At 63.3% G+C, this 22,616-nt stretch carries 7 protein-coding genes; 3 read left to right on the top strand and 4 right to left on the bottom strand.

Annotated features, from left to right (window positions below; genetic code table 11):
• Positions 1-44 precede the first annotated feature (44 nt).
• Positions 45-980 (bottom strand): methionyl-tRNA formyltransferase, encoded by a 936-nt coding sequence (locus tag GN300_RS15700; RefSeq protein WP_007734348.1) that lies wholly within the window; start codon positions 978-980, stop codon positions 45-47.
• A gap of 110 nt (positions 981-1,090) precedes the next feature.
• Here GN300_RS15700 and GN300_RS15705 point away from each other — a divergent pair, with 110 nt between their 5' ends.
• Positions 1,091-1,894 (top strand): alpha/beta fold hydrolase, encoded by an 804-nt coding sequence (locus GN300_RS15705; protein ID WP_003945829.1) that lies wholly within the window; start codon positions 1,091-1,093, stop codon positions 1,892-1,894.
• A gap of 59 nt (positions 1,895-1,953) precedes the next feature.
• On the opposite strand, the gene GN300_RS15710 is transcribed toward GN300_RS15705, so the two are convergent.
• From GN300_RS15710 to GN300_RS15720, 3 genes are all read right to left on the bottom strand, one after another.
• Positions 1,954-2,223 (bottom strand): metal-sensitive transcriptional regulator, encoded by a 270-nt coding sequence (locus GN300_RS15710; protein ID WP_007734349.1) that lies wholly within the window; start codon positions 2,221-2,223, stop codon positions 1,954-1,956.
• A 90-nt stretch (positions 2,224-2,313) separates the two neighbouring features.
• Positions 2,314-2,724 carry a DUF302 domain-containing protein gene (locus GN300_RS15715; RefSeq protein ID WP_003945447.1) on the bottom strand — a complete coding sequence of 137 codons (411 nt, stop codon included), beginning with the start codon at positions 2,722-2,724 and terminating at the stop codon, positions 2,314-2,316.
• 103 nt (positions 2,725-2,827) lie between these two features.
• Positions 2,828-4,975: an MMPL family transporter gene (locus GN300_RS15720; protein WP_082845695.1), complete on the bottom strand. Its 2,148-nt coding sequence runs from the start codon at positions 4,973-4,975 to the stop codon at positions 2,828-2,830.
• A gap of 143 nt (positions 4,976-5,118) precedes the next feature.
• Between GN300_RS15720 and GN300_RS15725 the strand changes: the two genes are divergently transcribed.
• Both GN300_RS15725 and GN300_RS15730 read left to right on the top strand, forming a co-directional pair.
• The gene (locus tag GN300_RS15725) at positions 5,119-5,703 is read left to right on the top strand and encodes a bifunctional 2-polyprenyl-6-hydroxyphenol methylase/3-demethylubiquinol 3-O-methyltransferase UbiG (protein WP_063314997.1); all 585 of its coding nucleotides are present in this window, start codon (positions 5,119-5,121) and stop codon (positions 5,701-5,703) included.
• An 85-nt stretch (positions 5,704-5,788) separates the two neighbouring features.
• The gene (locus GN300_RS15730) at positions 5,789-22,498 is read left to right on the top strand and encodes a non-ribosomal peptide synthetase (protein WP_063314996.1); all 16,710 of its coding nucleotides are present in this window, start codon (positions 5,789-5,791) and stop codon (positions 22,496-22,498) included.
• Positions 22,499-22,616: the final 118 nt, after the last annotated feature.

A 22,616-nucleotide genomic window follows, 5' to 3' on the forward strand; every position in this document is an offset into this window, starting at 1 on the left:
GGGGTTTGTACTGGGTTTTGTACTGAGGGGGTCTGATCCGGCGATCAGGTGAGGTACCCGCCGCCGTGGGGGAAGAACTCGGCGGCGGTGTACTCGCTGCCGTCGTCGAGTCGGACGCGCTCGATCCGCAGTCCCTTGTTCTTGCCCGACCACGCGTCGGGGCCCGCGACGATCACCATGCCGTCGTCTTCCTGGATGAACACTCGGCCGGGGGTTCCGCCGTAGTGCCCGCGTGAGACGGACGCCTTCAGGATGCGGATGCGCTGGCCCTTGAACTCGGCGAAAGCGTTGGGGTACGGATCGGACTGTGCCCGGACGAAACGCTCGATGACCTCGGCGGGCCAGGACCAGTCGACGTGGCTGTCCTGCGGTGCGCGCTTGTGGAAGAACGTGGCCTGCGATCGGTCCTGCGGCGTCCAGTCGGTACGGCCGGACGCGATCAGATCCAGGGCGTCGAGTGTGATGGGGCCGATCATGTCGATCGTGCGGTGGAACAGATCGGTGACGGTGTCGGTCGGGCCGACCGTCGTCGAACGCTGCAGCACGATGTCGCCCGCATCGAGTTCCTCGTCCATCAGGTGCGCCGTGAGCCCGACTTCTTCTTCGCCGTTGATCAGAGCCCAGATGAGCGGGGAGAATCCCGTGTACTTGGGCAGCAGCGAATCGTGGATGTTGAGGGTGCCGTACTTGGGTGCGTCGAAGACCTCCGCAGGCAACCAGGTACGCCAGTTGTTGGCGACGATGATGTCGGGAGCTGCTTCGGCCAGCGCGGCTTTGAAGGCGTCGTCAGGCTTGTTCGCCACGTGAACGGGTACACCGTTCTCGGCCGCCAGATCTGCAACCGAGTCCGCCCACATCTGTTCGTAGACGTGTTCGCTCTTCGGGTGTGTGATTGCCAGCACGACCTCGTGATCGGAGTCGATCAAGGCCTGCAGGGTACGGTGGCCCCAGGTTTGGTATCCGAGCGTAGCGACTCTCAACGGGGGTCCTCCTGGACGAGCATGGGCTGGGGTTGCGGTCACACGACCGCCCATCAGCTTAGGCTATCCAACCAAAATTGTTGATCACACGTACGAGGAGGAAGGCTGACATGACGGTCGCCACAATCAACGGAATCCCCATCAATTACCAGGTCAAGGGTGATGGAGATCTGGTGGTGCTCATCATGGGGACCGGCAGCCCCGGCCGCGTCTGGGATCTGCACCAGACCCCGGCGCTGGTGGCCGCCGGCTACCGAGTCTGCACCTTCGACAACCGCGGAATCGCACCGTCCGGCGAGAGCCTCGGCGGCATCACGATGCCCGACATGGTCGCAGACACCGCCGGACTGATCGAGCACCTCGGTGGCGGTCCGGCCCATGTCATCGGCACCTCGATGGGCGCCCGGGTGGCGCAGGAACTGACGCTCGCCAGGCCCGATCTGGTTCGCAAAGCAGTGTTCCTCGCCGGCCACGCCCGGATGGATCATTTCCAGCAGGTCCTGACCGAGGGCGAGCGCCAGTTGTTCGACAGTGGCGTCGCTCTGCCGGCCAAGTACCGTGCCGCAGTGACCGCGGTGATGAACCTTTCGCCGGCCACGCTGGCAGACGATCACTCGGCGCGCGACTGGATGGATATCTTCGAGTTCACCGGCGGCGCAACGTCACCGGGTGTTCGCGCACAGCTCGGTATGGACCGCGCCTTCGATCGACGGGGTGCGTACAAGTCGATCATGCGCCCGTGCCTGTCCGTCGCTTTCGCCGACGACCGCATGATCCCGCCCTACCTCTCCCGCGAGGTGGCGGACTGCATCGCGACGGCGTCGTACGAAGAGATTCCCGACGCCGGGCACTACGGCTACCTCGAGCGTCCGGAGGCCGTGAACAAGGTGCTGATCGACTTCCTGGCGAAGTAGTTTTCCGCACGCGAGAAAGGGCCTGACCTGCTAACTGCAGGTCAGGCCCTTCACATGTTTCAGGCCAGTGCCAGGAACAGCTTCTCGAGTTCGGCCTCGGTCATCGGTTCCTGACCTTCCGCGCTGTCACCGCTCAGGCATTCACGCAGCCCGGAAGCGACGATCTTGAACCCTGCTCGGTCCAGCGCCTTGGACACGGCGGCGAGTTGCGTGACGACGTCCTTGCAGTCGCGGCCGTTCTCGATCATCGAGATGACCCCGGCAAGTTGGCCGTGGGCACGACGCAGTCTGTTCAATACGAGCGCAATGCTCTCTTCGTCGCCGGTCATGGTGGCCCCTTCTCGAGTGTTCGTGCTGCGGTCAAGGGTACCCCTGGGGGCATGTCACTGCTTGATTCAGTGTTTGATCCGACTGCGGTGTCAGATCAGCGAGTCGACGGCCGCGCGCAACTTGACGGCTGCGTCGGCTGCCACGGACTCGAGGCCGGGTTCGCCGGAAACCTGAACCATGAGAGCAGGGTTCATCGCTTCGACGAAGAACGAATTCTCGGTAGTCGTATCTTCGCGGACGACGACGTTGCACGGCAGCAGGAGGCCGATCTGACGATCCACCGAAACTGCCCGATGGGCCAACGGCGGGTTACAGGCACCCAGGATCAGGTACTTTTCCATGTCCTCGTCCAGCTTCGCCTTGAGTGTTGCCTGCATGTCGATCTCGGTCAGGATGCCGAAGCCCTGCTCGGCGAGAGCGCCACGCGTGCGGGTGACGACGTCGTCGAAGGTTCCGGTGACCTTGGTTGCGATCGCTATCGGTTCTGTGGGTGTTGTCATTGCGCGCTCCTCGTCGTGGGCTGTCACTGTCGCCGGCTTTGATTTCTCTTGTCCCCATCATACCCCTGGGGGTATCAGTAGGACAGTGATGTCGGGTACACGATCAGCCATGCGAGAAGCTGATGTTCGGCAGGACGCGACGCAGCCATGCCGGCGCCCACCAGGCTGCCCGGCCGGTGAGGCGTAGGAGAACGGGCAGCAGCACCAAGCGGACGAGCAATGCGTCCAGGAGGACAGCTACGCCGAGAATGATGCCCATTTCCTTGGGTGGCAAGGGATCTGCGAGCGCAAAAGTGAAGAAGACCGCAACCATCACCGCTGCTGCCGCCGCAATGACCCGACCCGAATGCGCGAGGCCGTCGATGTGTGCGATCGCGGGGTCGCCTGTGCGTTCGTAGTGCTCCTTGGCACTCGAAAGCAGGAATACGGTGTAGTCCATCGCGATCGCAAAGATCATGGCGAAGAAGAAGACCGGACCCCACCCGTTGAGGAAACCCTGGGGGGTGAAGCCGAGTAGGCCTGCTCCGTGACCGTCCTGGAAGATCAGCTTCGCGATTCCGAATGCGGCCCCAGTGGACAGCAGGCTGACCAGCGTGCCGATCAAGGCGATCAAAGGCGCCTGGAGGGCGATCAGCAGCAACAGGAATCCGAGCGTCAGAATCACGACCACGACGATGGGAAGGTAGTCGTCGAGTGCCTGCTGAAGGTCGAGATTTTCGGCCGGAGCGCCGCCGACGAGCGCCGATTCCGGCAGTTGCGACCGAAGGTCGGCAAGGATGGTTTCCATCGCAGGATCTGACGGGTCGACGGTGGGAACTGCTTGCAGCATAACAAGATCGGACCCGTCGGCAGCTTGTTGCGCTGGGGTGACCATGGCCACGCCGTCAACGCTCATGGCAATTCGTGAGGTGTCGGCTGCATCGTCGGCGGACGTGACGATCTGCAACATCCCCGGGGCGCCGTCCCCGAATTGCTGCTGCACCAGTTCATAGCCCTGGCGAACCGGGGCGTCCTCGGGAACCACGGCGATGGAGGGCATTGCCACCTTCAGTCCGAAGACCGGAACAACGAGTGCGATCAGGATGAGTAAGGCGCCGAAGCCGAATGGCCACGGGTGCTTGTGCAGCAATGATGCCCAACCTGCGAACATCGGGGAGCGGTGCTGCTGGCGCTTTGCATACGGTAGAGAACCGCCGTTGACCTTCGCGCCGATCCGGCCGAGCACGGCAGGCAACAGGGTGAGTGTTGCGGCGAGAACGAAGATCACAGCGAGCATGATTCCGACAGCCATCGTGCGTACGGCCGGGGCTGGAACGATGAGAACCGCAGACAAACTGACCAGAACTGTGAGGCCGGAAAGGACCACAGCCTTGCCGGCGGTGTCCATGGTTTGAGCCACGGCGGCCCTTGGATCCGGATCGGCTCGCAATGCATCCCGGAACCTGGCGACGAGGAAGAGTGCGTAGTCGATGCCCAGCGCGAGAGCGAACATCATCGCGAAGTTCATGGCCCACACGGAAATCGGCGTGATCTCGTTGAGGATTACAAGCCCGCCCGCCGAAGCGACCAGGCCCGCAAGCGTCAGCAGTAGTGGTAGACCCGCGGCAACCAGGGAGCCGAAGGCCAACACCATGATCGCGAGAGTGACGGGCCACGACATCATTTCGGCTTTGATCATGGCTTCGTGATTGGCCTTGTTGAAATCGCTCCACAACGCCGACGCACCCGTCGGGTACACCTCGATCGTGTCGGTGGACAAGCCCGTGAGCTTCTTGCCGAGTTCGTCTACCGCGCTGACCATCTCGTCGGTACTCGCGTTGGCGCCCGCGACCATGATGCCGGTATGTCCGTCCGGGCTGATGGTCATACCGGGCTGCGGGGCGATCACTTCGCCGAAGCGAGGGTCCGCGGAAAAGATTTCCGTTGCCGCGGCCAGGGTTTGCTGCATCGACGGATCCGTGATGGGTAGAGAATCGGAGTGAACGACCACTTGTACTGCGGCGGAGGAATTTCCACCGAAATGCTGCTCGGCCAACTCGCGAACTTGCACGGATTCGGATCCGTTTGCCTGCCAACCCGCGCCGGCCAGAGAGGTGAAGACGCTGGGTGCTGCGGCGCCGAGTGCGATCAACGCGATCAACCAGACGCCGACGACGAGGCGGGTGTGAGTCGCCATCGATCGACCGAGACGCGCAAGTATGCCGTCGGCTCGGGTGGGTGGGTCCGCGGTGACTGTTCTGGTCGCTGACATCTTCACTCCTGATACGGGTGGGGGTATTCCTGTCCGTCACCTGTATACCCCCAGGGGTATCGATCTGTCACATTCGAGGGTTCTCTATGCTGCTGGGGGCACCGTCCGATCTGAAACGGTGAAACGGATATGGGAGAGCAATCATGGACGCACGCGACTGGGACGAGCGATACCGAGCGGTGACGGAGCCATGGGGAGTCGACCCGGCGGGAACCGTCGCAACAAGAATTTCCGATCTGAGACCGGGCACCGCGATCGATCTGGCCTGCGGCGACGGCCGTCACGCGCGGTGGATGGCTGGGCAAGGTTGGTCGGTGACTGCGGTCGACTACTCGTCGGTGGCGCTCGATCTGGCACGGGCGAGTGACGGGGACAAGGCTGTCGACTGGCAGGTCGGCGACGCGACCGAGTGGCAGCCGGAAGGGCTGGTCGACCTGGTGTTGGTCAGCTTTCTTCACCTCGAGGTCGACCATCTGGCCGCAACCTTGAAGCGCGCCGGGGAGTGGCTGACGCCCGGCGGACGGGTCCTCTATTTGGGGCATTCCATCGAGAACTTCCATCGTGGTGTGGGCGGTCCACCCGAACCGACCATTCTGCCCGGTATTTCCGATCTCGCTCGCGCTGCGGAGGGATCGAGGGTCTATGCCCTCGAACATGTCGTTCGGCCGCAGGACGGTAAGACAGCAATTGACGTTTTGCTCGAATTCGGTCCGTGGGAACAGGTCTGACCAGGGCGGGAGCGCACCTTCACGTTCCTGGGTAGCCTACCCTAAACTTGCGAGGGTGTTCGTCGTTCGATGAGCATGAACGACGATGATCGGATTCTTGATGTCTGACCACTCTCAGGTAGCTCACCCGGCGGTATCGGGCGGTGCCGATCTGGACGCAGCGCTCCCGGCGACGGCCGCTCAGCGTGAGGTGTGGGTTGCTCAGAACGTGGATCCGAGCAGTCCGGTCTACAACATCGGACTTGTCGTCGAGGTCGACGGCACGATCGACATCGAGCGCGCGGCAGCGGCGATCGAGGCCAGCGTCGGACGCGTCGAAGCGCTGTTCGTGCACTTCGAGGTCGATGCCGACAACCAGCTGATCCAGGTGCCGATTCCGGATGCGCGCTGGGACGTGGAAATTCTCGACCTTCGGGCCGAGGCGGATCCCGATTCGACTGCGCAGTCGTGGATGGACACCGACATGGCTCGGGTCTTCGGTCCGGACGAGCTGCTGTTCCGCCAGGTGCTTCTGCTGACCGCTGACGACCAAGTCATCTGGTATCAGCGCTATCACCACAGCGTGATCGACGGGTACGGCATCTCGCTCATCGTCGCCGACGTCGCCGAGCGATACGACGATCCGAATCTCGGGACTGCCGCGCCGCAGTGGTCACTCGACGCCGTGGTTACAGCCGATCTGGATTACCGGAACTCTCCGCGATTCCAGACCGACCGTCAGTACTGGGTCGAACGCGTTGAATCGGGACCGGAAGCGACGCGGATTCTGCATGGGCAGGTGGATGATTCGCTGCCGCCGATCTCAGCGATACTCACGCTCGACGCTGATCGCGCGGCACAGCTCTACCGCTATGCGGCCGACGCCGGGATTCGACGAACTCGCCTGCCCATGGCCGCGCTGATCGCGTACATCGCACGAACCACCGGAAAGCACGACGTTGTCGTCTCGGTACCGATGGCCGCTCGGGTGGGGCGCGACATGCGTCGCACTCCTTCGATGGCGTCGACGATTTTGCCGCTGAGTATTCGGGTAGAACGCTCGGAAACCATCGGCCAGTTGGCAACTCGTCTCGACACCGCCCTGGTCTCGATTCTCAAGCACGGGCGGTACCGAGGTGAGGATCTCGCTCGCGACATTCGGGCGATCGATCCCGACCGTCAGGTCTTCGGCCCCGGCATCAACTCGATGATGTTCGAACACACACTCACCTTCGGCGGATGCCCGGTGCGCGTGCGTAATTCGGTAACCGGTCGAGTCAGTGACCTGGATCTGAGTGTGCGCGGTGGTCAGGACGGGGAACCGATCGAGATCGACGTCCGCGCCCCGGCCGGATTCGACAGGGAGTTGGCCGATCACACCGCCAGAATCGAACAGTTCCTCGATCGATTCGTAGCCGAGCCGCAGCTTCCGATCTCGGCACTCGACCCCATGTCGCTCGCGGAGAGAGAACTCGTGCTCCACGGGTGGAACGACACCGCAGAGCCGCAGCCAATCACGACGGTGCCGGATTTGTTGCGCAGCAGCTTCTCTGCCGATCGGGGCGCTGTCGCCGTGGTCGACGGCGACATCCGGCTGACCTACGGCGAACTCGAAAGTCGGGTATCACAGCTCGCCGCGCACTTGATCTCTCGCGGTGTCGCGACCGAAACCGTTGTGGCGATCGGGCTTCCGAGATCCGCCGAGATGGTGGTGGGGTTGTTGGCCGTCATGTGTGCCGGTGGTGCCTTCGTTCCGCTGGATCCGTCATGGCCTGCGGAACGCCGCGAATCGGTACTTGCCGACGCGGGCGCCACACTGGTGCTCACCTCGGACGGTGTAGACGACTCCGTTCCGGTCGATCTCTCCGCGTGGGCGTACGAGGACGGGCCCTCGGACCTGTCCGAGACGATGACCTCCGACATTCGTATTCACGGTGCCCAACTCGCATACGTCATCTTCACGTCCGGTTCGACCGGACGTCCGAAGGGCGCCATGATCCGCCACGAGGCAATCTGCGCAAGGTTGCTGTGGCAGCGGGAGCGGATTCTCGGGTTCGGGTCCGGCGATGCCTCCTTGTTCAAAGCCCCACTCTCGTTCGACATCTCGATCAACGAGATCCTGCTCCCGCTCGTCTCCGGCGGTCGATTGGTGATCGCGAAGCCCGAGGGGGAACGCGACCCGCAATACCTGCTCGACCTGATCGCCGGAGAATCGGTCACTTTCGTCTACCTGGTCTCGTCGATGCTCGACATCCTTCTGGATCTGGCGAACGGGACCGATCAGCTCGATTCGTTGAAGCACGTGTGGTGCGGCGGTGAGGTTCTCACGCCTGAACTCTTCGATCGGTTCCGCGATCAACTGTCCACGACGCTGTATCACGGCTACGGCCCGGCCGAAGCGACCATCGGTGTCTCCCATGTGATCTACCGCGAGGACGCGGAACGAATCGCCACATCCATCGGTCGCCCGAACCCCAACACTCGTCTGTACGTGTTGGACGGCGACTTGCAGCCGGTTCCGATCGGCACCGGCGGCGAACTCTACGCCGCGGGCTTCCTGCTGGGACGCGGATACGTGGGTGCTTCGGCACTGACCGCATCTCGTTTTGTCGCGGATCCCTTCGTCTCAGGTGATCTGGCCGGATCCCGCATGTATCGCACCGGTGACTTGGCCAGATGGACCGCCGACGGCACCCTCGACTTCCTCGGACGCACGGACAATCAGGTGAAGATCCGCGGCATGCGCCTGGAACTCGAGGATGTCGAAGCCGCCGTGATTTCGCACCCCGCAGTGCGTCACGTGGCAGTTCTGGTGCGCCAAGCACCAACCGGTGCAAAGTATCTCGCCGCCTACGTGAGCGCAGCGTCGGGGACGAACCTCGCGATCGACTCACGTGAGCTTCGCGAGTGGGCTGCGAGCAAGCTGCCCGACTACATGGTCCCGACCACCGTCACCGTCCTCGACAAGTTTCCGCTCACGGCAAACGGCAAACTCGACCGTCGCGCGCTACCCGAGCCCGATCTCGCCGAACTGAGTGCACATGTCGCTGCGAGAAACGAAGTCGAACAACAGTTCTGCACGTTGATCGCGTCGGCAGTCGGCCTCGATTCGGTCGGCGTTACCGACGACTTCTTTGCACTGGGCGGCGACAGCATCGTCGCGATCGCACTCGTGACCGCGGCTCGTGCTGCCGGTTTGTCGATCAGTCCTCGCGAGGTGTTCCAACTGCGCACCGCCGAGGCTATGGCGCGTGCCCAGTCCTCCCGAGTGGCTGAGATCGTCGACCACGCGGACCAACCGATCGGCCACGTAGCCACGACGCCGATTGCCGCCAGGGTTCTCGGAGTGTCGGACGCAGTACGAACCTTCCACCAGCGTGCGCTGATTCAGACCCCGTCAGCCTTGACGTCCGAGCATGTCCAGGCGGCGCTCGACGCCCTGGTGGCGCGCCACGATGCACTTCGTGCGACGTTGACGCCCGAAGGAAGACTGCTCGTCCCGGAGACAAACGAAGTGGCTGTGGTCTTCGAGACCCGTGCACTACCGGCACCGCTCGAAGAATGCGGACCGTTGATCGTCGCCGAGACCGAGCGAGCTGTCGGCCGTCTGAATCCGGCCGACGGCACGATGGTCAGCGCTGTTCTGTTCCGCCCTGTGACCGGTCCCGGACGGCTGTTGCTTGTCATCCACCACGCGGTGGTCGACGGCGTCTCGTGGCGCATCATCCTCGAGGACCTCGCGCGCGCCGGCATCGCAGCGATGAATGGCGACGAACCCGCACTCGCTCCGGTCGGCACGTCGGTGCGAAGGTACGCCGAACTCGTCTCGGATGCGGTCGGAGCCGGGCGACTGGACTCGGAAATCGAGTTCTGGGACTCGGTGACGTCCGCACAACGGGCATCTCTCGGCCGTCGGGCACTCGACCCGGCAGTTGACCTCGCGCGCACCGCTGCAGCGCGGTCGATCACCCTACCTCCAGAACTTGCAGATCAGCTGTTGGGCAGTGTCCCACGGGCGTTCGGAGCCGATGTGAGCGAAGTGCTGGTCACCGCACTTGCCGTGGCGCTGACCCGTTGGAGCGGTGCCGGATCGGTGACGATCGACCTGGAGGGGCACGGACGCGACGAGGACATCGTTCGCGGTGACGGCGCTGCGCACGTCGACCTGACTCGTACCGTCGGATGGTTCACCACAGTGTTCCCGGTGGCGCTCGAGATCGGTACAGCCGCTCCGGATCTCGACGCGAGCGGCGAGTTGGCGGGGGTTCTCAAGAGCGTCAAGGAGCAACTTCGACGGGTCCCGAACGCCGGCTTCGGGTACGGAGCATTGCGATACCTCGGCGGCTCGGATCAGTTGCGTAGTTTCGCAGCGCCGGAGGTGGTGCTCAACTATCTGGGACGCACTGCCGCAGCGGAGGGGGACTGGTTCCCGGTGTCGATGGACGGTGCTGCCGATCCGTCCATGCCGCTGGGACACGCGTTGTCTGTCGACGTCGTAGCCGAGGACGCCGCCGGTGGACCACGCCTGCGAGCCACCCTGACCTGGGCGTCGAACATCTTCCTGCGTAGCGACATCGACAGGTTTGCGCGGTTGTGGCTGGACTCGCTCGAGGCCGTGTCCGGGCTCGCAGCCTTCGGCGGAGCCACACCCTCGGACTACCCTCTGGTGGCGCTCGCTCAGGCAGACGTGGACGGGTTACCGAAGGCTGAAGAGATTCTCCCACTCACTCCGCTGCAGGAAGGGATCTACTTCCATTCGGCGTTTGCCGATCCGGGGGCCGATCAGTATGTCGTGCAACAGGTTGTGGAACTGACCGGAGCCGTGGACAGTGCGGCGCTGCACCGCGCGCTGCAATCCGTCGTCGATCGGCATGAGGCGCTGCGCACCGGATTCTCGGTCCTGGGTGACGGCCGGGTCGTGCAGGTGGTGCACCCGAGCGCTGTCGTGGAGATGGCGGTAGTCGAGGTGGCCGGCGCCGATGTCGATGAACTGCTTTCCGCCGACCGCGCGCGCGGGTTCGACCTGGCGCAACCGCCGCTCGTCCGTTACACGCTTGTCCGTGCCTCTTCGGAGAAGTACCTTCTGCTGCAGTCGATTCACCATGCGGTCGCAGACGGATGGTCGGTTCCGGTGATGCTGCGGGAGCTGATGGCGTCGTACAGCGTTGGCGACTCCGGCGTGGTGCTCCCGACTCCGGCGCCGTACCGCAGCTATCTCGAATGGTTGGCCCGCCACGATCACGAGGCCTCGGCAGCGGTGTGGAGAGAAGCGCTGAACTCTCCCGGGCCCGCGGTCGAACTTCCCGCGCCGAGCGCGGGCAGCAGCGGCGTCTGTGCCACCCGAGTCGAGCTGTCCGACAGTAATACTCGCGCACTGGCGATCAACGGACGCTCCCATGGCCTGACGCTGAGTACGCTCGTGCACGGCGCCTGGGGGCTGGTGCTCGGCCGAATGACCGGCCGAACAGACGTGCTGTTCGGATCGACCGTATCGGGACGCGGTGGAGACCTGCCCGGGATCGAGTCCATGGTGGGCTTGTTCATCAACACCGTGCCGGCTCGGTTGCGGTTCGATCCGGCAGAGACAGCCGCGCAAGCGCTTTCCCGTTGGCAGAGGGAACAATCGGAACTACTCGACCATCAGTACCTGGGGTTACCCGAACTGCGACGGACCGGCGGACTGGAGCAGGACTTCGAATCACTCGTCGTGTTCGAGAACTATCCACTCGGTGACACGGCAATCGCTGATCCGACGAACTCGGTGCGACTGACGGGAATTCGATTCGACGAGCGACCGGCCTACCCGTTGACCCTGATCGTCGTCCCCGGCGATCGATTGGCGTTGGAGCTCAAGTACGACGCTGCTCAGGTGGACGGCGACGCCGCTGCGTCGCTGGCCGAAACTCTCGCAGTCGTACTCACCGAGCTCTCGCGCGATCTCGATCAGGTCATCGGCCGGATCGCGCTGGCACCCGCACAGCCGGGGAGCGTCGGCACGGCCTTGGATCGGCCGCGCGCAACGCTGACCGAGCTGCTGAAGGATCAAGCCGGGCGTACGCCCGAAGCCACCGCAGTGATCTTCCGTGAAGAGTCGTTGACCTACGCCGAACTTCACTCTCGCGCTGATCGTTTTGCGCATCTGCTGCGCGAACGTGGCGTCGGACGCGAATCGTTGGTAGCGGTTGCCTTGCCTCGCTCTCCTGATCTGATGGTCGCGATACTCGGCATCGGAAAGGCCGGGGGAGCATACGTTCCCCTCGACACCGGCTACCCGGCGGAGCGGCTGACGTACATGCTGGGTGACGCCGATCCTGTGTGCGTCGTGGTGTCGGAAGATTCTTCACTCGATTCGGGTTCGGTTCCGCGGGTGACGGTATCGGAGTCGGCGCAGTTCCCCGCCGATCCGCTGAGTGTCCCAGGATCGCCCGCGGATGCCGCGTACATGATCTACACTTCGGGTTCGACCGGTCGCCCCAAAGGCGTTGTGGTCAACCACGAGGGTGTGGTCAACCGATTGCTCTGGGCACAGCAGATACGTCCGATGGACGTCTCCGACCGGATGCTGCAGAAGACCCCGTCGAGCTTCGACGTCTCCGTTCCCGAATTCTTCTGGCCGTTCCTGGTGGGGGCAACTCTCGTGATGGCCGAGCCGGACGGGCACAAGGACCCTGGCTATCTGGCCGACGTCATCGTCGAACATTCCGTGACCCGAGTGCATTTTGTTCCGTCGATGCTCGACGTGTTTCTCGCGGAGCCGAAAGCAGCACTGTGCTCTTCGCTCGAGATCGTCAACTGCAGCGGCGAGGCACTGCCCGTTCACGTTGCGCGCAAGGTCTCCGAGATCCTGCCGAATACTCTGGTGGACAACCTCTACGGCCCCACCGAGGCCGCCGTCGACGTCAGTTGGCAGCCGTCGGTGCAGGAAACTCCGGCAGACGCCGTCAGCGTCCCGATCGGCGCACCTGCCGCCAACACCGGCCTGTTGGTTCTCGATCCCTACCTGCAGAACGTCCCGGCCGGTGCCACCGGTGAGCTCTATCTGGCAGGGCCACAACTGGCACGTGGTTACCACGGACGTGGGGGATTGACCTCCGAACGATTCGTGGCGAATCCGTACAGCGACGGCGGCTCGCGGATGTACCGGACCGGTGACATCGTGCGGTGGAATGCCGACGGCGTTCTCGAGTACCTCGGCCGTGCCGACGAGCAGGTGAAGGTTCGTGGATTCCGAATCGAACTCGGCGAAATCGAAGCGCAATTGGCGCTGTGCCCCGGAGTCACGGCAAGTGCCGTGATCGTCCGAACCGACGGTCCGAGCAACCGCGCACAGGTGGTCGCCTACCTGGTCGGAGATGCTGATGATGTTGCGGTTCGAGCTCAGTTGTTGTCAGTGCTACCGGAGTTCATGGTGCCAAGTGCCTTCGTGCGGCTCGAGTCGCTGCCGCTGAGCCCGAGTGGCAAGCTCGACCGAAAAGCACTACCTGCACCGGATTTTGCGGCACAGGTGGGCGACTTGACGGGAGTGGTTTCCTCGGGCGTTGCAGACCTCCTCGCCGGGCATTTCGCGACGGTTCTCGGACTGCCCCGTGTCGGGGTGCGCGACGATTTCTTCACTCTCGGCGGCGACAGTATCCTGGCGATCCGACTGGTCAACCTGGCTCGTCGTGATTCGGTAGTGCTGACCCCGCGTCAGATCTTCGAATTGCGCACTCCCGCTGCGATCGCTGCAGCGGTGGGTGATGTCGCCACCTCGGATGCCACCGTCACGGCCGACATCGGCGTGGGTGAGCTGGTTCCGCTGCCGGTGGTTCACCGCTTGTCCGAATGGACGGGTGGTACCGACCGCTTCAACCAGGCAGTTCTGATCCACTCTCCGGCAACATCTCTCGGTTCGATCACCGGCGCATTGCAGGCCGTGCTCGATCACCACGACGGACTTCGCCAAACCTTGATCCGACATGACCGCGGGATGTGGTCGGCTCGGATCGAGGAACCCGGTAGTGTCCGGGCAGCGAACCTGGTCGAACGCGTTGATGCTCGGGGACTGGATGACTCCGAGTTGCGAAGACTCGTCACTGAGCACTCTGAAACTGCGACCAGTCGATTGGATCCGTCTGCAGGGCGGATGGTCTCGGTGGTCTGGTTCGATTGCGGCGCTGAGAGTCTGGGCCGACTCGCGATAGTCGCGCACCACCTGGTCGTGGACGGGGTTTCCTGGGGAACCCTGCTCGAGGATCTCGCGATGGCCTGGGTGGCAGTCGAAGCCGGAGAGCCCGCCGCACTGGATGCCGTCGGAACTTCGCTGCGTACCTTCTCCCGTACGGTGGCCGAACACGCATACAGTGCTCATCGATTCGCCGAACTCGATCACTGGCTGACCGTGACCGCTCCGGGCGCGCAGTTGATCCCCGACGCCGCGGGCGATGCCGTCGTATCCGGAGGCTCGAGGCGCACGGTCACGGTGGACGGAGCAATCTCCGAGGCAGCACTTGGATCGGTTGCGGCAATGGTGGGTGCCGAGGGAACGGATGTTCTGTTGGCAGCGCTGACGATGTCCGTCGATCGCTGGCGCCGCTCCACCGGCCGCAGTGAGCACGAATTGCTGGTCGATCTCGAACGGCACGGCCGCGAGGAGTTGGTGGCGGGCATCGATCTGTCGCGAACAGTCGGCTGGTTCACCACGATTGCCCCGATGCGACTGCACGGCGGAATCGACCCGGTGGACACGCTACGCGAGGTGAAGGAGAGCCTGCGGGCGGCTCCGGACGGCGGTATCGGCTACGGGATGCTGCGATACGTGAATGCCCGCACGGCATCGACATTGGCGGGGCGCTCCGAATCTCAGATCCTGTTCAACTATCTCGGACGTACGACGACAGTAGGATCGACAGCATGGTCCTTGGCAGCGGAATCCGAAGCCTTGTCCACCGATCCCGACGCAAACATGGGAGGCCCGTACCGACTGATCGTGAATGTCGTCAGCGTGGATTCGGGGCTCCGCGCCGAGTTTGCCTGGGCAAGTGAAGATTTGTCCGAGGAGGACGCGCAGTCACTCTCCGACGGCTGGGTTTCGGCCCTCGGCGATCTGGCGGCTGCGGCCGCGCGTCACGCCGGGCCTCCCATTCTGACCCCGTCCGATGTGACGTTGCTCGACCTGAGTCAGACCGAGATCGACGCGATAGCCGATGCGAGTCCGGCAGGTGTCAGCAGCATCCTCCCACTCTCACCGTTGCAGGAAGGCCTGTACTTCCAAGCCGGCTACGCGGGCAGCAGCGACAGCAGCAGTGGTGGGGACATCTACACGGCACAGTTCTCGATGGACTTCGGGCACACCCTCGATGTCGACAGGTTGGCTGCGGCCGCCCGGACACTTCAACGACGAAATCCCACGTTGCGAGCGGGTTTCGTGAGCGAAGGGCTGAACGAGCCGGTGCAGTTCTTCAGCGCTGGACTCGATGTTCCGGTCGTCGTCCACGATCTCCGTGAACTCGACGACTCGGTTGCTCGTGAGCGTGCCGAGGCCGTCGCCGCCCAAGACCGAGTGACGCCATTCGACCTGACCGCGCCGCCGCTGTGGCGTATGAGTGTGCTGCATCTGCCCGGCGGCCAGGATCGTCTGGTGATCAACAGGCAGTTCCTGCTGTGGGACGGCTGGTCCAACGGCCTTGTCGTCAGTCAGCTTCTGGCGCTTTACGATACCGGCGGCGACGACAGCGCATTCGGCGAACCCGAGGGGTCGTTCGAGACATACCTCGCCTGGTTGGCCGATCGCGACGGTGCAGGCGCCGACGAGGGGTGGCGCGGAGCGCTCGCAGGACTCGAGGAGCCGACGCTTGTTGCCGAGCCGATGCCCGGCGTCGAAGTTCAGCTTCCGGATCGCCGCGATGCGGTTCTGTCGGAAACGCTTTCGCGTGCGTTGCGTGAGCGCGCTGCCGCGTCCGGCGTCACGTTCAACACGGTACTGAATGCAGCGCTGGCCCTCGTGCTGGCGTCGGCCACCGGTCGACAGGACGTCGTCTTCGGCTCCACGGTTGCCGGACGGCCACCGGAGGTACCGGGAATCGACACCGTGGTGGGAATGTTCCTCAACACCGTTCCCGTTCGGCTGCAACTGGATCCGAACGAGAGCGTCGAGGAACTTCTTCGTCGGACACAGGCGGATCGGCTTTCGCTGATGCCTTTCGACTACCTCGGTTTGGCATCGATCCAGCGTGTTTCCGAGCATCGTCAACTCTTCGACGTGCTGATGGTCCTGCAGAACTTCGTGGACGAGAGGCAAGTCCACGCGCTCAACGCCGCTCACGACGTGAGTGGAAGCGACAGTATCGATCACACGCACTATCCGCTGACCGTCGTGGTCACACCGGGTGCCACCGTCAACGTCAAGTTTGAGTTCCATCCGCATCTGGTGACCGCGCGCCGGGCCGAGGACCTACTGCGTCACTTCGTCGACCTGCTGCAGAGTTGGTCGCAGGACATGGCGGGATCGGTTGTTGCGTCTCCGGTTCCCGCAGTAGCGCAGCAGACGCAGATCCGGGAGTTGCCGGAGCGTACCATTGCCGACCTGTTCGAAGAAGTCGCGTCGGCGCAACCGAACGACACGGCACTCGTGTTCGGGAAGCGCCGGATGACCTACGCCGATCTCGACGGCGAGATCAACCGGATGGCGCGGTTGCTGATCAATTGCGGCGCCGGCCCGGAAAAGATTGTCGCTCTTGGCCTACCACGTTCGGTGGACATGGTCGTCGCGCTCTTCGCGGTATTGCGCACGGGTGCTGCCTACCTACCCCTCGAACTCGACCATCCGGCCGAACGGTTGGCCGTGATGATCGACGACGCGGATCCTGTCGTGTTGCTGACAACCGTTTCGGCCTCACCGAGGTTCGAAGGTGCCGACGTCCGCACTATCGTGATCGACGAACCCGATACAGCAGCAAGGAGACTGACGATCTCGGCGCGGGCACTCTCCGCGTCGGAACTCGGAGCATTCGCCCCGGGGGCACCGCATCGACTCGACCACCCCGCGTACGTCATCTACACCTCTGGTTCGACCGGCAAGCCCAAGGGCGTGGTCACCGGTTACCGCGGCTTGACGAACATGCAGTTCAACCACCGCGAGGCGATTTTCGAACCCGTGATCGCCGCGGCGGGCCGGCGCCTGCGGATCGCGCACACCGTGTCCTTCGCCTTCGACATGTCGTGGGAGGAACTTCTGTGGCTCGTGGAAGGCCACGAGGTGCACATTTGCGACGAAGATCTGCGTCGTGATGCCGAGGCACTCGTTGGATACTGCGACGCACTGGACATCGACGTCGTCAACGTGACACCGACCTACGCGACGCACCTGATCGACAGCGGGCTTCTCGACGACGGTGTGGGACACCACCGCCCTCCGTTGGTCCTGCTCGGCGGTGAAGCCGTTCCGGATTCGGTGTGGAACAGGCTGCGCGACACCGAGGGAACCGTGGGCTACAACCTCTACGGTCCGACGGAATACACGATCAACACGCTCGGTGGCGGAACGTCCGACAGTGACACCCCGACCGTCGGCAAACCGATCTGGAACACGGCCGCGCATATTCTCGACGGCTGGCTGCGCCCGGTCCCCGATGGAGTTGCCGGCGAACTGTACATTGCCGGAGCCGGTTTGGCTCGCGGCTACCTCGGACGCTTCGCGCTCACGTCCGAGCGCTTCGTCGCAGATCCGGCTGGGACCGGAGAACGTATGTACCGCACCGGGGATCTCGTGCGGCGACGCGGTGACGGCAACCTGGACTTCCTCGGCCGCACCGACGATCAGGTGAAGATCAGAGGTCACCGCATCGAGCCGAGCGAAATCGTCTCCGTTCTCGAATCCGACGAACATGTGCGGCAAGCGGCAGTGGTGGTCGACGTCGGGGCAGGTGGAGTCAAGAGGCTCGTCGGCTACGTGACACCCGTGCGACTCGGCGCCGGGCACGACTACCGCGCGCAGGCGCGAGTTCTCCTACCCGACTACATGGTTCCGGCCGTGGTGATCGAGGTGGAGACACTACCGATGACCGTCAACGGCAAGCTCGACGTCAAGGCACTGCCCACCGCCGATTCGGTGCTGGGGGAGCGGAGTGGGGAGTCGATCGCACCGCGTAACCACACGGAAGAGGTCCTCTGCGACCTCTTCTCCGACGTACTCGATGTGGACGATGTCGGGGTCGACGACAACTTCTTCGACCTCGGTGGGCACTCGCTTCTGGCCACCAAGCTGATCAGTCGAGCTCGGATCGCCATTCCGAACAGTCTGACCATGCGTGATCTCTTCGAAGCGCCGACGGTGGCGGAACTCGCGGAACGTATTGCGGCCGAGCAGGGATCGACGCGACCGGTACTGGTAGCGAAGCCGCGGCCGGACCACCTTCCTCTTTCTGCCGCTCAACAGCGATTGTGGCTGATCGGACAGATGGAGGAGAACTCCGCGGCCTACAATTTCCCGATCGTGCTCCGTTTGGACGGCGCACTGGACGCGGACGTCTTCGCCGCGGCGCTCGGCGACGTCGTGGAACGACACGAATCCCTGCGTACGGTGTTCCGGTTGGTGGACGGATCGCCGGAGCAGATAATTCTCGAATCGGCGACGATTCCGGTCGAGACAGTTCATCGAGACGAATCCGGTGTCGCCGGTGAAATTGCCGTGGCAGTGGGTCGTCCGTTCGACCTGTCTGACGAGATTCCGATCCGCGCACGTCTGATCCGGGTGGACGGTGCCGAGGTGGACGGTGCCGTAGTGGTCGTGATCGTCCTGCATCACATCACTACGGACGAATGGTCCGATCGGCCATTCCTGCGCGATCTGATGTCGGCCTACTCCTCTCGGATCCAGGGCGAAGATCCAATTTTCGAACCGCTTCCGGTTCAGTACGCGGATTACACTCTGTGGCAACGGGAATTGTTGGGCAGCCCTGACGATCCGTCGAGCATCCTGAGCACGCAGTTGGACTTCTGGGCGAAGAGTTTGGACGGAGCCCCCGAAGAACTGCTGCTTCCCGCCGACCGGAGTCGACCGGCCAGACCGAGTTTCTCCGGTGGTGCAGTGGTGACACAGTTGGGCGTGGAGACAACTGCTGCACTGCGAGATCTGGCGCGCGAGAGCCGGAGTTCGATGTTCATGGTTCTGCACGCGGCGTCGGCGGCGTTGCTGACTGCGCTCGGAGCGGGTGAGGACCTTCCCCTCGGCGCTCCCGTCGCCGGACGTAGTGAGCAGGGACTCGACGAACTGGTCGGCTTCTTCGTCAATACGATTGTGCTGCGCACGGATACGTCAGGTAATCCGACGTTCCGGGAGTTGGTGGATCGCGTTCGCGAGGGAGATCTCGAGGCCTTCGCCAACGCCGACGTTCCCTTCGAAACGGTGGTGGAGCGCCTCAATCCGTCGCGTACTTTGGCACGTAATCCGCTGTTCCAGGTCATGGTCGGCTATCACAGCCGCGAGGAGATGGGCGGCGATTCGTTCGAACTCGAGGAGTACACGGCCAAGTTCGATCTGGTGTTCAACTTCACCGAGTACCTCGGCGACGAAGGCTGCATCGACGTCCGACTCGAATACGGCAGCGACCTCTTCGATCGCGAAACAGCACAGCGAATTTCGAGCCGATTGGAATCGGTGATCGCGGCAGTCGTGGAATCGGCCGACATCGAGATCGGCGACATCGACATCTTCTTGCCAGGCGAACTCGAGCAAGTTGTCACCTCGTTCAACGACACCGCCGTCGACGTGCCGGAAGAGACGTTCTACGACGCTTTCGCGCGTGGAGTCGTTGCTACGCCCGAGGCGATTGCGGTGCGCGACGAGGCGGGGCAGGCCACGTACCGCGAACTCTCCGAGCAGTGTGATCGGATCGCCGGCGTGCTGTATCGCCGCGGAGTGTCGGTCGAAGACGTGGTGGGGCTTGCCGTCCCGCGCTCGGTGGAAATGGTCGCGTCGGTCCTCGCCGTGCTCAAGCTGGGGGCCGCGTATCTACCCCTGGATTTGAGTCACCCGAGCGAGCGCATCACATACATGCTCACCGATTCCCGCGCCTCGGTACTTCTGTCCACTGCGGAGGAAAGCTCGCGGATCGAGGATGTGGTCGGCGTCGAGCGAATCCTCCTGGACGATCCGCTGATCCGTGCGGAACTGGACGAGGCAGTGATCGTCGAAACTCCCCGGCCACCAGTTGGCGTCAGCCACGCTGCCTATGTCATCTACACCTCGGGATCGACCGGCAAGCCGAAGGGAGCCGTCCTCTCCCATGACGGTATTCCGAGTCTTGTTGCCACAGCCGAGGTTCGGATGCGACTGGTATCGGGTTCGGTGGTGATGCAGTTCGCTTCGGTCGGCTTCGACGTCGCGGTATTCGAGCTGGCGATGGCACTGTGCACGAGCAGCACCCTGGTGATCGTGCCGCAGAATGCACGAGTTGCCGGTCCGGCGCTGACCGATTTCATGACGAGCAATCGTGTCACCCACGCGATCATCCCTCCCTCGTTGCTGGCCGCTCTGCCGGCAGGATGTGAAGTGCCGCAGGGCTGCACCGTGTTGGTCGGAACCGAGACGGTGCCACCGGAGCTGATCGGGCGATGGGCGGAGCGGCTGAATTTGCTTGCCGCGTACGGACTCACCGAAGCCACGGTGAACAACACACTGTGGCAGGCGGAACCCGGTTGGAACGGTCCCGTGCCCATCGGAATCCCTGACCCCAACGAACAGGCGTACGTGCTCGACGATCAACTCCGTCCGGTTCCGCCGGGAGTATCCGGCGAGCTGTACATCGCGGGACGCGGCCTGGCGAGAGGCTATCTGGGCCGATTCGATCTGACGGCGCAGAGATTCATCGCCGATCCCTTCACCGCGGGCGATCGCATGTATCGCACCGGGGACCGCGCGCGGTGGCGCACTGACGGGAACATCGACTTCCTCGGCCGCGTCGACGATCAGGTCAAGATCCGCGGTTTCCGAATCGAGTTGGGCGAAATCATCGGAGCTCTCAGTGCCCATCCTTCGGTGAAGCAGGCAACGGTCGTCGCGGATCGGCAGGGCGAAATCACGCGCCTGGTCGGTTACGTGTCACCGGAACCCGGTGTCGTCGTCGACACGACGGCAGTGCGGAACCTCGCGGCACTGTCGTTGCCCGACTACATGGTTCCGACCATGGTTGTCGCCCTTGACGGTCCGCTGCCGTTGACGCCCAACGGAAAGCTCGACCGCAAGTCGTTGCCCACTCCGGACTGGTCGGAGCTGGCGGGTGATGTTGCTCCTCGCACGGCAGTGGAGTCCACGGTTGCGGCTGCGTTCGCGGAAATCCTGCAGCTACCGAGCGTCGGAGTCCACGACAGTTTCTTCGAACTCGGCGGCCATTCGATGGCTTCGATGAAACTGGTCGGTCGCATTCGGGAAGCGTTCGGCGTGGACGTCAGTATTCGAGACGTATTCGACGCGCCGAGTGTTGCGGAGTTGGCGGCCGTCGTCGCGCGTTCGGAAGGTAGGCGTCCGATCCTGGCGCCGGCGGTGAAACGTCCCGAGACGATGGGTCTGTCTGCGCCGCAACGTCGTCAGTGGGAGTTGTTCCGCGCGTCCGGCGCGCAACCGCAAGCAAGCCACGCTCTGGCGCTGACCCTGAAATCGAAGATCGATCCGGAGATTCTCGGGCACGCCTTGGACGATGTGACTTCGCGGCACGAACCCCTGCGGACCACCTTCGTCGAGGTCGACGGCATCGTCGTGGCAAGAGAATCGGTGCGTCCGACTGTCGATGTGGTCGATGTCGGCGCCGGCGATGTGGGTCGAGTGGTGTTCGAACTGGCTCAACTTCCGATGGATCTGCGTGAGCAATCACCGTTGCGGGTTCATCTGGTGCTTGGTGAAGACGGCTCTAGGACACTGCTTCTCGTCATGCACTACATCGCCGTCGACGAGTGGTCAGTAGTGCCGCTGTTGGGAGATCTGGTCTCTGCTTATGCAGCCCGGTCGCAGGGAGATCAACCGGTTTGGGACGAGCTTGCATTGACGTACGCCGATTACACCGTGTGGTCGGACGAGCTGTTGGGAGACCCCCGAGACGTCGACAGCCGTGCGTCGAAGCAACTTGCATATTGGCGGGATGCGCTCGACGGAATACCGACCAGTGTGAATCTTCCGTTGCCGGAAGGTGACTCGGAGCCTCGAGGTGACGTGATCGCCGTCGACATCGACGCGGGTCTGCACGCCGGAATCGACGCCCTGGCTGCGCGCACCGGCACGAGTATGTTCATGGTCCTGCAGGCCGCACTGGCCAGCGTTCTCACGAAGGCCGGCGCGGGTACTGATCTTCCCATCGGTTCATTGGTTGCGGGCAGGTCGGATCCCCGTCTCGAACCGATGATCGGATCGTTCTTCAATGTTGTTCTCCTGCGCACGGATACGTCCGGTAGTCCGACGTTTGCAGAATTGCTGGCTCGCATCCGGGAAAACAATCTGGAAGCGCTGAGCAATCAGGACGTCTCATATGTGTATGTCGAGCAGGCGCTGGGTAATCCGGCGTCCATGAGACCTCAGGTGATGGTGATCCATCATCAACAGGCGGATTTGGACGGGCTCGGCGACTTCGGTTCTCTCGTACCGATTCCGGTGGGAGTGCCCCATGCGGATGTGACGTTGAGTTTTTACGAGCCGGTGGGCGATGGGCCTGTCTTTGCAACTCTCGGGTTCCGTGCCGACCGCGTCGATGCGGGTGCAGTCCGCGTATGGGCAGGTCAGTTGGTCGACGTGATCGAGGCTGCAGTCGCCGCCGAAGGGGATGACGCGAGCGAGGGGGCGAAACTATGACATACGTCGCATCGCTCCGTGGGGTCGACCGCTATACGGGGGCTCACAGTGTTGATACCCTCACCTCATTAAGGGTAGCCTTTGCTACTTACTTCGGGACATCGATTGGCGGCCGTAC

It is taken from the genome of Rhodococcus sp. Ni2, from assembly GCF_021352185.1.
Taxonomy (GTDB): domain Bacteria; phylum Actinomycetota; class Actinomycetes; order Mycobacteriales; family Mycobacteriaceae; genus Rhodococcus_F; species Rhodococcus_F qingshengii.

Coding starts and splice junctions, on each gene's coding strand:
- GN300_RS15715 (WP_003945447.1), bottom strand. CDS start 2,724: ATGACAACACCCACAGAACCGATAGCGATCGCAACCAAGGTCACCGGA.
- GN300_RS15710 (WP_007734349.1), bottom strand. CDS start 2,223: ATGACCGGCGACGAAGAGAGCATTGCGCTCGTATTGAACAGACTGCGT.
- GN300_RS15720 (WP_082845695.1), bottom strand. CDS start 4,975: ATGTCAGCGACCAGAACAGTCACCGCGGACCCACCCACCCGAGCCGAC.
- GN300_RS15705 (WP_003945829.1), top strand. CDS start 1,091: ATGACGGTCGCCACAATCAACGGAATCCCCATCAATTACCAGGTCAAG.
- GN300_RS15725 (WP_063314997.1), top strand. CDS start 5,119: ATGGACGCACGCGACTGGGACGAGCGATACCGAGCGGTGACGGAGCCA.
- GN300_RS15730 (WP_063314996.1), top strand. CDS start 5,789: ATGATCGGATTCTTGATGTCTGACCACTCTCAGGTAGCTCACCCGGCG.